Below are 9,263 nucleotides of genomic sequence, written 5' to 3' on the forward strand. Positions count from 1 at the left end.
TGCGCCCAGTCTATCGATCGCGTCGGCCGTGTCTGCGCATCCGCCACAGCCAGCGTGTGGTCGGCAGTCAATACACACGGAACTCGGCACGGCAGCCGTCGCTGACCCACACGCCGCGGCGGTCCCAGCCCCAGTTGCGATCCTCGACGCACGGTGTCACCGACTTCTGCTTGACCAGGCGTACCTCGTGGCGCACACGGATGCGGCATTCCTTGTCCTTCTGCTCGTAGGACTCGCAGACCAGGCGCTCGCCATCGTCATCGCGGTCACGGTCCCGGCCGCGCCCCGGCCAGCGGCCGCGTCCCTGTCCGTCGGCCACGAACTCGGCGCGACAGCCGTCGGTGACCCAGAGCATGCGGCGGCTCTGGCCCCAGTTCTGGTCCTCTACGCAGCGAGTGACCGACAGCTGCCTGGCCAGGCGCATGCGGCCTTCGATCGGGCACTGCTGGGTCTTGTTGAACTGCGATTCGCAGCGCAGCGGCGCAATGGGATCGCTGTCGTAATCCTGGGCGGCCACCCTGGTGGCGGCCAGCAGCAGGGCCAGGGTGGGGAGGGCAATCGGCAGCAGCAGGCGATGGGTCATGGGGGGCCTCGGCAGGGGAACGGGCCGCAAGAATGGACCAGCCCGGGGCCATCGGAACGGATCGTTCCGGCGTTGGCTCAGTGGGGATTTAGTAGTGTGCACCGGCCCATGCAGAGCCTTACATCCCTTATCATCGCGGCACATCCGATCGCATCGGCTTACACCTTCTTACATCTCTCCCACGCTTGCCGGCCCAGCCTGTGGCTGCCGTCACTGGCGTGCAGCCGGCGTGTGGAGGAGGATGCGCGGACCACGACGACCACAGGGGGTTGCGTTGATCAGCAGTACCGTCATTCATCGCTCGGCTGGCGCAGAGGCCGGGCAGGTGCGTGTCCTGGACACCACGTTCAAGGGCAAGCATGTGTTCATTGCGTGGGGCCTGCGCGGGCCGGAACTGGCCCGCAGCGCGGACCCGCCCGCCACCGTGGCTGCGCGCAAGGCGCTGCATGCCGTGGCCGGCCACAGCGAGGGACCGCGCAGCCCGGAGGTATTCATCGCCAACCAGTCGGCAGTGGCGATTACCGTCTATCGGCTGCTGACCGAGGCGCGTTCGGGCGATGCCATCTTCTTCCTGTGTGATTCGCAGGCCGTGGTCGACTGGTTGATCACCGCACTGGAAGTGCAGGGCGAAGACTGACAGCGCGCAGGGTCAGGCCAGTGCCGCATCCACCGCCGCCAGGGCGTGCAGGGTGGTGGTGTCGAACAGCGGCACCGGGCTGTCCTCGGCGCGGACCAGCAACATGATTTCGGTACAGCCGAGGATGATCGCTTCGGCGCCGCGTGCAACCAGGCGCGCGATCACGCCGGCGTATGCCTGCCGCGAATGCTCGCTGACCACGCCGCAGATCAGCTCCTGGTAGATGATGTCGTGCACGCTGCGGCGATCATCGGCCTCCGGAACCAGTACCTCCAGCCCGAAGCGGTCCTGCAGCCGGTCGCGGTAGAACGCCTGCTCCATGGTGAAGGCGGTGCCGAGCAGTCCCACCTTGCGGATGCCGGCCTGCAGGATCGCCGCGGCGGTCGGGTCGGCGATATGCAGCAGGGGCAGCGGGCATCCGGCTTCGATCCGGCCGGCCAGCGTGTGCATGGTGTTGGTGCAGATCACCAGCAGCTCGGCGCCACCGGCCCGCAGCCGCCGTGCAGCATCGAGCATGTGGTTGCCCAGCAGATCCCATTGGCCGTCGTGCTGCAGCTGCTTGATGCCGGCGAAATCCACCGACCACAGCAGCAGTTGCGCCGAATGCGCGCCACCGAGGCGATGCCGCACCGCCTCGTTGATGAGCCGGTAGTACTGCGCCGAGCTTTCCCAGCTCATGCCGCCGATCAGGCCAAGGGTCTTCATGCACTGCTCCAAGCCAGAGACGGCCATTGCAGCACAGATGGCAGTGGCGCTGCCGTGCACGGGCGCCGGCATCTGTAACCGTCGCATCCACCGCCCGCTGTATGTGCCGCGTCCTGCATGGGTGCCCTATGCTGGTGCCGTCTTCTGAAGTGGAAACCGGCAATGGCCCTGCATACCTGGTGGTGGTTCCTGGCCACGGTCTTCGTGCTGTGCGGGACGCCCGGGCCGAACATGCTGCACATCCTCGGGCGCAGCGTCGGGCTGGGGTTCCGTGGCAGCGTGCCGGCCATGGCCGGCTGCCTGCTGGCGATGCTGCTGGTGCTGGCCGCATCCGCTGCGGGCCTGAGCGCGTTGCTGCACTCCTCGCCGATGCTGTTCGAAGTGCTGCGCTATCTCGGTGTGGCCTACCTGGCCTGGCTTGGCATCAAGGCGTGGCGTGACAGTTGCCGCCCGGCACCCGCGGTGGCCGATGCTGCCGAGGTCACACTGGCGCCGGTACATGGCGCAGCGACGGTATTCCGTGGCGGCCTGTGGGTTGGCTTGAGCAACCCCAAGCTGTTGTTGTTCGCCGCGGCGTTCCTGCCGCAGTTCGTTGATCCGTCGCGTAGCCAGGCCGTGCAGTACAGCGTGCTGGTGGCGACCTTCGCGGCCTGCGAACTGTTCTGGTACGTGATGTACGCCGCCGGTGGCCACGGCCTGCGTCGTTGGCTTGCAAAGCCATTCGCACGGCGCTGGTTCGAGCGGCTGGTGGGAAGCGTGTTCCTGGCCTTCGCGGTGGCGCTGCTGCGCTTCCGGCCGCGCTGATTCACGCCGCACACGCGGCCTTTTCACGATTGCCGCATCGGCTGCGGCCTAGCCTGATCACACCGTTTGCGTTCCCTGCGGGGTAAGGACTGACATGATCAAGTGGGCCATCATTTTCGCCATCATCGGCATCATCGCCGGCGTGCTGGGCTTCGGCGGCATCGCCGGTGCCGCTGTGGGCATCGCCAAGTTCCTGTTCTGGGCCGGCATCATCATTGCCGTGGTGCTGTTCCTGATCGGCATGAGCGTGGCGAAGAAGGTCAGCTAGCACCTGTCGCGCAGCAGCGTGTTCAGTGCGCGCTGCTGCGCGAGAACAGGTTGATCACCAGCACGCCGGCGCAGATCAGCGCGATGCCGGCCAGCGCAGCTGCATCCAGCCGCTGCTTGAACACCACCAGGCCGATCAGCGAGATCAGCACGATGCCGACGCCGGACCAGATCGCATAGGCGATGCCGGTCGGCACCGACTTCATGGTGACCGACAGCAGGTAGAAGCACAGCCCGTAGCCGACCAGCGCGCCCAGTGTCGGCCACAGCCGGCTCATGCCGTCCGAGGCCTTCAGCAGCGACGTGGCAATCACTTCCAGCACGATGGCGGCGGCCAGGTAGATATAGGGGTTCATCGCGGGCTCCGGGTCACTGCGGGTCGCACAGCTTGAGGGCCTGCTCGGCCATCGCCAGCGCATTGAGGCGCTCTGCTTCGTCCAGCGGCCGACCATAGGCGGTGGCCCAATAGCCATCGGCCGCGCAGCGTGCCGCGTACAGGCGCGGATCGCCGGCTTCGCCGGGGAACTCGGCCAGCATCGCGCGCTTCCAGTCGCGCCAGTGCGCCAGCAGGGCCGGCTCCATCAGGTTGCCCAGGGTCAGGCCGATGTCGTTGTCCTGTTCCTGCTGCAGCAGGTGCTCGAAGTTGGCCCGCACATAGGCGCGGCTGAAGCAGCCGTGGCCGGGCGTGCCGTCCTGCAGGAGCGCGCGCACACGCGCCTCGAATTCGCCGATGAGTGCGCCGATGGCTTCATCGACCAGTGCCTGCTTGCTGCTGAAATGGTGGAACAACGCGCCCTTGCTGACCCCGGCCACGCGCGCGACATCCTGCACGGTCAGTGCCGCCAGCCCGTGCTGGCCAATCACGGCAATGGTGGCGTGCAGCAATGACTGGCGCACGCTGTCGGGCGCTTTGCGCCGCGAGCGGGGAGGGGGGGAGGACATGATGGGAAGAAACCGACTGGACGGTATGATTGTACCGCAGCCGGATCGCGTCACCGGCGCGACCATCGGCCACCGCCCGGTGGGAGCCGGATCAATCGTCGATGCGTGCGAAACGCGCCTGCGGGCCGTGTTTGCCTGGGATCTGCTCGACGAACATCGGGTAGGGGCGTACCCACAGGCCACCTTCGCCGTAGAGTGCGCGGTACAGCACCAATGGCTCCAGCGTCTCGCTGCTGCGGACGATGTCGATCACTTCGTATTCGCCGCCCTTGAAGTGGCGATACCGGCCACGGGCGAGGTCGGGCAGGGGACTCAGCTCAGCCATGACGGGTCGTGCTCACTTGCGCGCCGGGCTGGCGGGCGTGGCGCAGTACGCGTCGATGGCCTCGGCGTTGTTGGCCAGGCCGTGTGCCTGTGCCAGCTCCCAGGGCCGCTCGCAGCGCTGGCTGTGCTCGCACCACTGGTAGCCGGCCGAGCCGATGCAGCCGTGCGCGTCGCGATCGCCGCCTACCCTCGGCGTGGTGGTCGAAGGCTTGCCGTCGGCACGCGGGGCTGCATTGTCCGGGCTCGCGCATGCGGCCAGAACCAGCAGCGCTGGAATCAGAAGAAGCACCTTCATGCGCGAGCTCCGTGCGTAAAGCAACATTTTCTGTCGCAAATAGCCCGTCAGCAAGCGCTCAATGCACGGCGGCGCGGACCAACTCTTCGATCAGAATCAGATAGCTGGCCACGAAATAGAACTTCAGCAACGTCGAACGCTGGTGCGAGAAGAAGGTGCGCATGTGGAAGGGGCCCCTGTTGATGATGGTAGTGTGAAGCCCAGCTGACTCCGTGACAAGGATCACGGAATGAACGAGCTAAACGGACTCAGGGATGTGATGAGGGTGGGGTTCTGACGCACTGGCGCGGACTTTTCGTACAAATCTGATAGGCCATTCCGGAGGCGGTCGCTAGCCTGATGGTGTAACGGCGAGCGGCACGTCTGCCTGCCACCGCACCCTCTATCCGCAGGAGCCTCCCCATGGTCATCACCGTCCAATGCACTGCCCAGCGCTGGTCCGTACTGCACCCGCAGGCACGCGAGGCCACCCGCTACGCACGTGGCGCCGACGCCTTTGACGCCGCCGCCGCGCTGGCCCTGGAGCATCACCGCCGCACCGGCCAGCGCAGCACGGTGCGGGTCGCGGCGCTTGGCAATACGGTAGACGCGCTTCACGTCGGAGAGTGACGCCAGCAACCGTGACGCAGTCAGGTCCGGTTGCGTTGTTTGAATGGGGAAAAACTGCCGTTGCGCTCCCCTCTGTGCGCCGGGCCGTGAATCCCGGATGCTTGCGCCATCGTATTCATCTGGAGATCTCGATGGGCAAGGCACTCACTTGGCGCACCCTGGCCTGCACCCTGTTGCCGATGCTGGCGGCGGCCGGCGGCGCCCAGGCGCAGAGCTATGGCTACGGCTATGACGACGACCGCTATGGTGGCCGCGATGGCAGTGGCATCGTGCGCTGCGAGTCGGTCAAGAATCGCAGCAATGAGTGCCGCCTGGACGGCCGCGCGCGGTTGATCCGCCAGTTGTCCGGTTCGCCCTGTGTGGAAGGTGAGACCTGGGGCCAGTCGCGCAACGGCGTCTGGGTCACGCAGGGGTGCCGTGCCGAATTCGTCGGTGAATATCGCCGCGGTGGCGGCTGGGGTGGCAATGGTGGCGGCTGGGGCAATGGCAATGGCAACGGATGGGGCGGCGGCGATGTGGTCACCTGCCATTCCAATGGACATCGGCAGGAGTACTGCGATGCGCGCATCCGCCGGGGCGTGCGCCTGATCCGCCAGGACTCACGCAGCGCCTGCATCGAAGGCCAGAGCTGGGGCTGGGATCGCCGCGGCATCTGGGTGAGTGATGGCTGCCGGGCGCAGTTCCAGGTGAACTGACCTTTACGGGTCCAGCCCATGAAAATCAGAATAATCTGATACAGCTCACATTTTGAACGCCGTATTGTCTGCGATCAGGGCATGTTGCATGCCCTGAATTCCAGCGGTGCCGTGTGCCATAACCGGCATGGGCATCCCTCCGCCGTCGATACGCTGTCTCAAGGAGTGAGCTGCATGTTGATCCGCCTGCAATGCGAACAGCGCCAGTGGCGCGTGCTGCATCCGGACCGGCCGGAGCCGATCGAGTTCCGCGATGGCGCCCGCGCCTACGACTTCGCCGAGACTCTGGCCCGCCTGCACTTTGTCGACACCGGTCAGCGTGCGGCCGTGCGCGTGGAAGCCAGCGGCGCGTTCGTCGAAGCGGTCAGTTACGGCTGAGCGCGGGTGCCTGCCAAGGCAGGCACCCGGAATTCCATCATCCACGCATGGCGTGGATCTGCGCGTTTCGAGCCTGGAGGGTGCGGACGCTGTCCGCGCCCATTGCGCCCTGTGTGGATCTACCGGGTGGTGATCGGCCTCAGCCTGCCGCGCTGAGCGGCGGGGTACCTGCGGCGAGCTGCGGCCAGCGCTTGAGCACAGCAGCGCGGATGCCGGCGGCGTCGATGCCGGCTTCGGCCAGCAGGTCTTCGCGGCTGGCATGGTGCTGGTAGCTGTCGGGCAGCCCCAGGTGCAGGATCGGACGCAGCACACCTTCGGCATTGAGCAGTTCACCAACACCGGAGCCGGCGCCACCGGCCACCACGTTGTCTTCGATCGTCACCAGGCCCTCGTGCTGGGCGGCGACAGCCAGCACCAGCTCGCGGTCCAGCGGCTTGATGAAACGCATGTTGACCACGCTCAGGCCCAGTTCGCGACCGACCTGCTCGGCGGCGGCCACGGTGCTGCCGAAGGCGAGCAGGGCAATGCGGCTGCCCTGCAGGCGCAGTTCGCCCTTGCCGATCGGCAGGGTCGACAGGTCGGTGCCGGCTGCAACGCCGGTGCCGGTGCCGCGCGGGTAGCGCACGGCGGCCGGGCCCGGGTGCTGCAGGCCGGTGCTTAGCATCTGCCGGCACTCGGCTTCGTTGGACGGTGCCATCACCACCAGGTTCGGCACGCAGCGCAGGAAGCTCAGGTCGAGGTTGCCGGCGTGGGTCGCACCGTCCGGGCCGACCACGCCGGCGCGGTCAATCGCGAACAGCACGTCCAGGTCCTGGATCGCCACGTCATGTACCAGCTGGTCGTACGCGCGCTGCAGGAAGGTCGAGTAGATCGCCACCACCGGCTTGCCACCCTGGGTAGCCATGCCAGCGGCGAGGGTGACCGCATGCTGCTCAGCAATCGCAACGTCGAAATAGCGCTGCGGGTATTCCTTGCTGAAACGCACCAGGCCGGAGCCTTCGCGCATCGCCGGGGTGATGCCGTACAGGCGCGGCTCGGCGGCGGCGGCATCGCACAGCCAGTCGCTGAATACATCGGTGTAGGTCGGCTTCTTGGCCCCGGCCTTGGCCACCAGGCCCTTGTCCGGATCGAACGGGCCCACGGCGTGGTAACCGATCTGGTCGCCCTCGGCCGGCTCGTAACCCTTGCCCTTGGTGGTCATCACATGCAGCAGCTTCGGGCCCTTGGAGGCGCGCAGCGTCTTCAGCGTGGACAGCAGGGCGGGCATGTCGTGGCCGTCGATCGGGCCGGTGTAGTGGAAGCCCATTTCCTCGAACATCGTGGAAGGCACGAACATGCCCTTCCAGTGTTCTTCCCAGCGCTTCACGAAGCGTGCCGGATTGTTCTTCTTGTCACCGAGAATCTTCTTGCCGCCTTCGCGCAGCGCGTTGAGCGTGCGGCTGCCGGTGGCGCGGCCCAGCATCTTGGTCAGGCCGCCCACGGCCTCGGAGATCGACATGTTGTTGTCGTTGAGGATCACCAGCAGGTTCGGCTCCGGCTCCATGCCGCCAGCGTGCATCAGCGCTTCGAACGCCATGCCGGCGGTCATCGCGCCGTCACCGATCACCGCCACGATCTTGCGGTCGTCGCCTTCGGACTGGCGGGCGATGGCCATGCCCAGTGCGGCCGAGATCGAGGTCGAGGAGTGGCCGACACCAAAAGTGTCGTACTCGCTTTCCTCGCGCTTCGGGAACGGCGCGATGCCGTCCTTCTGCTTGACGGTGTGGATTTCGTCGCGGCGGCCGGTCAGGATCTTGTGCGGGTAGGTTTGATGGCCGACGTCCCAGACCAGCTGGTCGTGCGGTGTCTGGTACAGGTAGTGCAGGGCCACGGTGAGCTCGATCACGCCCAGGCCGGCGGCGAAGTGGCCGCCACTCTTGCCCACCGATTCAATGAGGTAGGCGCGCAGTTCGTCGGCAACCGCCCTCAATTCGGATTCGTCGAACGTGCGCAGGTCATCCGGCGTCTGGATGCGCGCGAGGCGGGGATAGCGGGCAGAGTCGATCATCATGTTCGCACTTTTTCTGAACGCCCATTTTCGCCCTCAAACGGGGGTGGGGCAAGCAAACGCCGCCGTCCGTGACAGGACGGTGAGGGTTGCATTTTCAGGCGTTCAGGTGCTCAGTTTCGAGCGCTTGGGCAATTGCGCCTTCAGGAAGGCCATCTGGTCGGCCAGGATGTTGCGGTTGGACAGGATCAGGTGCTCGATCCAGCTGGGCCGGTAGGGCACTGCCAGCAGGGGCATGCCGGCCTGCTGCGGGGTGCGGTCGCTCTTGCGCGAATTGCAGTGGAAGCAGGCGGTGACCACGTTTTCCCAGCAGTCCAGGCCGCCCTTGGACAGCGGCATGACGTGGTCGCGGGTGAGCGTGGGGCGGCTGAACTGCTGGCCGCAGTACATGCACAGATGGGCGTCGCGGGCGAAAAGGGCCTGGTTGGTCAGGTTCGGCGTCGGGTCGATCGCACGGGAGCGGGCGTGGCCGCGGGCGGCGATGATCGGGTGCAGGTCCATGCCGCTCTGCAGGCCGCTGAAACGGTTGGTGCCGCCGTGGATGTGCAGGCAGGGGTCGCCGAGCGTCCAGGCCACCGCCTCGCGGGCGTAGAGGCAGGCCGCGTCCTGCCAGGTGATCCAGTCCAGTACGCGTCCGTGGGCATCAAGCGAGAGCAGCCGGACCGAACCGGGGCGATGCAGCGTCGTGGCGTTGGGCGATGCTTCGGCGCCCGGAGCAGAAAACGGAGCTCCGGCTTCGATCAGACCCAAGCGTGTAGTGTCTGTCTCCATCGGGAGAACAGCTTATACCTGAATCATTGCGATTTGGGTATCGCCCGGAGGGCGAAACCCAAATCGCAAGATTCAGGTCCGCGCATTCCTCCTATCCCCCGCGCCTTCGGCGCGCCCCCTTTAGCAACCCAGCCCGCCGTCGGCGCGCTGGGTTGCCCGCGCATTCTTCCTAATCCCCGCGCCTGTCGGCGCGCCCCCTTTAACAA

Annotated in this window: 14 protein-coding genes; 6 read left to right on the forward strand and 8 right to left on the reverse strand. The window is 66.4% G+C overall.

Annotated elements, in window-relative coordinates; translation table 11 throughout:
* Window positions 1-67: 67 nt before the first annotated feature.
* Window positions 68-583, reverse strand: coding sequence for a DUF3011 domain-containing protein (locus VG566_RS17490; protein WP_164165695.1), 516 nt, complete (start codon window positions 581-583; stop codon window positions 68-70).
* 241 nt (window positions 584-824) lie between these two features.
* Here VG566_RS17490 and VG566_RS17495 point away from each other — a divergent pair, with 241 nt between their 5' ends.
* Window positions 825-1,220: a hypothetical protein gene (locus VG566_RS17495; protein ID WP_032956187.1), complete on the forward strand. Its 396-nt coding sequence runs from the start codon at window positions 825-827 to the stop codon at window positions 1,218-1,220.
* Window positions 1,221-1,232: 12 nt separating this feature from the next.
* On the opposite strand, the gene VG566_RS17500 is transcribed toward VG566_RS17495, so the two are convergent.
* Entirely contained in the window at window positions 1,233-1,925 is a 693-nt protein-coding gene (locus VG566_RS17500) for an aspartate/glutamate racemase family protein (protein ID WP_241884340.1), read from the reverse strand.
* A 162-nt stretch (window positions 1,926-2,087) separates the two neighbouring features.
* On the opposite strand from VG566_RS17500, the gene VG566_RS17505 reads away from it, so the two are divergent.
* Window positions 2,088-2,729 carry a LysE family translocator gene (locus VG566_RS17505; RefSeq protein ID WP_014647842.1) on the forward strand — a complete coding sequence of 214 codons (642 nt, stop codon included), beginning with the start codon at window positions 2,088-2,090 and terminating at the stop codon, window positions 2,727-2,729.
* 94 nt (window positions 2,730-2,823) lie between these two features.
* On the forward strand, window positions 2,824-2,997 hold the full coding sequence (locus VG566_RS17510; protein WP_005417836.1) for a DUF1328 domain-containing protein: 174 nt from the start codon (window positions 2,824-2,826) through the stop codon (window positions 2,995-2,997).
* A gap of 22 nt (window positions 2,998-3,019) precedes the next feature.
* Here VG566_RS17510 and VG566_RS17515 read toward each other — a convergent pair whose 3' ends face one another.
* The 4 genes from VG566_RS17515 to VG566_RS17530 form a co-directional block, all read right to left on the reverse strand.
* A complete protein-coding gene (locus VG566_RS17515; RefSeq protein WP_014647841.1) occupies window positions 3,020-3,352 on the reverse strand; it encodes an SMR family transporter in 333 nt (110 codons plus the stop codon).
* Window positions 3,353-3,365: 13 nt separating this feature from the next.
* Window positions 3,366-3,938, reverse strand: a complete 573-nt coding sequence (locus VG566_RS17520; RefSeq protein WP_046431777.1) for a TetR/AcrR family transcriptional regulator — start codon at window positions 3,936-3,938, stop codon at window positions 3,366-3,368.
* Window positions 3,939-4,029: 91 nt separating this feature from the next.
* Window positions 4,030-4,263 carry a DUF1653 domain-containing protein gene (locus tag VG566_RS17525; protein WP_053495097.1) on the reverse strand — a complete coding sequence of 78 codons (234 nt, stop codon included), beginning with the start codon at window positions 4,261-4,263 and terminating at the stop codon, window positions 4,030-4,032.
* A 12-nt stretch (window positions 4,264-4,275) separates the two neighbouring features.
* Window positions 4,276-4,557 (reverse strand): hypothetical protein, encoded by a 282-nt coding sequence (locus VG566_RS17530; RefSeq protein WP_032956180.1) that lies wholly within the window; start codon window positions 4,555-4,557, stop codon window positions 4,276-4,278.
* 402 nt (window positions 4,558-4,959) lie between these two features.
* Here VG566_RS17530 and VG566_RS17535 point away from each other — a divergent pair, with 402 nt between their 5' ends.
* The 3 genes from VG566_RS17535 to VG566_RS17545 all read left to right on the forward strand — a co-directional run bounded on the left by VG566_RS17535 (window position 4,960) and on the right by VG566_RS17545 (window position 6,239).
* The gene (locus VG566_RS17535) at window positions 4,960-5,166 is read left to right on the forward strand and encodes a hypothetical protein (protein ID WP_032956178.1); all 207 of its coding nucleotides are present in this window, start codon (window positions 4,960-4,962) and stop codon (window positions 5,164-5,166) included.
* A gap of 131 nt (window positions 5,167-5,297) precedes the next feature.
* On the forward strand, window positions 5,298-5,861 hold the full coding sequence (locus VG566_RS17540) for a DUF3011 domain-containing protein (RefSeq protein ID WP_032956176.1): 564 nt from the start codon (window positions 5,298-5,300) through the stop codon (window positions 5,859-5,861).
* A gap of 174 nt (window positions 5,862-6,035) precedes the next feature.
* On the forward strand, window positions 6,036-6,239 hold the full coding sequence (locus tag VG566_RS17545; protein ID WP_005417823.1) for a hypothetical protein: 204 nt from the start codon (window positions 6,036-6,038) through the stop codon (window positions 6,237-6,239).
* A 139-nt stretch (window positions 6,240-6,378) separates the two neighbouring features.
* Here the strand turns inward: VG566_RS17545 and dxs are convergent, their stop codons facing one another.
* Window positions 6,379-8,286: a 1-deoxy-D-xylulose-5-phosphate synthase gene (gene dxs, locus VG566_RS17550; RefSeq protein WP_032956193.1), complete on the reverse strand. Its 1,908-nt coding sequence runs from the start codon at window positions 8,284-8,286 to the stop codon at window positions 6,379-6,381.
* A 105-nt stretch (window positions 8,287-8,391) separates the two neighbouring features.
* On the reverse strand, window positions 8,392-9,057 hold the full coding sequence (locus VG566_RS17555; RefSeq protein ID WP_032956174.1) for an HNH endonuclease: 666 nt from the start codon (window positions 9,055-9,057) through the stop codon (window positions 8,392-8,394).
* Between the last annotated feature and the right edge of the window lie 206 nt (window positions 9,058-9,263).

This window comes from Stenotrophomonas sp. CASM114 (assembly GCF_049384325.1).
In the GTDB taxonomy this organism is placed as follows: Bacteria; Pseudomonadota; Gammaproteobacteria; order Xanthomonadales; family Xanthomonadaceae; genus Stenotrophomonas; species Stenotrophomonas muris.

Coding starts and splice junctions, on each gene's coding strand:
- VG566_RS17520 (WP_046431777.1), bottom strand. CDS start 3,938: ATGTCCTCCCCCCCTCCCCGCTCGCGGCGCAAAGCGCCCGACAGCGTG.
- VG566_RS17555 (WP_032956174.1), bottom strand. CDS start 9,057: ATGGAGACAGACACTACACGCTTGGGTCTGATCGAAGCCGGAGCTCCG.
- VG566_RS17510 (WP_005417836.1), top strand. CDS start 2,824: ATGATCAAGTGGGCCATCATTTTCGCCATCATCGGCATCATCGCCGGC.
- VG566_RS17525 (WP_053495097.1), bottom strand. CDS start 4,263: ATGGCTGAGCTGAGTCCCCTGCCCGACCTCGCCCGTGGCCGGTATCGC.
- VG566_RS17515 (WP_014647841.1), bottom strand. CDS start 3,352: ATGAACCCCTATATCTACCTGGCCGCCGCCATCGTGCTGGAAGTGATT.
- VG566_RS17530 (WP_032956180.1), bottom strand. CDS start 4,557: ATGAAGGTGCTTCTTCTGATTCCAGCGCTGCTGGTTCTGGCCGCATGC.
- VG566_RS17540 (WP_032956176.1), top strand. CDS start 5,298: ATGGGCAAGGCACTCACTTGGCGCACCCTGGCCTGCACCCTGTTGCCG.
- dxs (WP_032956193.1), bottom strand. CDS start 8,286: ATGATCGACTCTGCCCGCTATCCCCGCCTCGCGCGCATCCAGACGCCG.
- VG566_RS17490 (WP_164165695.1), bottom strand. CDS start 583: ATGACCCATCGCCTGCTGCTGCCGATTGCCCTCCCCACCCTGGCCCTG.
- VG566_RS17535 (WP_032956178.1), top strand. CDS start 4,960: ATGGTCATCACCGTCCAATGCACTGCCCAGCGCTGGTCCGTACTGCAC.
- VG566_RS17545 (WP_005417823.1), top strand. CDS start 6,036: ATGTTGATCCGCCTGCAATGCGAACAGCGCCAGTGGCGCGTGCTGCAT.
- VG566_RS17500 (WP_241884340.1), bottom strand. CDS start 1,925: ATGAAGACCCTTGGCCTGATCGGCGGCATGAGCTGGGAAAGCTCGGCG.
- VG566_RS17505 (WP_014647842.1), top strand. CDS start 2,088: ATGGCCCTGCATACCTGGTGGTGGTTCCTGGCCACGGTCTTCGTGCTG.
- VG566_RS17495 (WP_032956187.1), top strand. CDS start 825: ATGCGCGGACCACGACGACCACAGGGGGTTGCGTTGATCAGCAGTACC.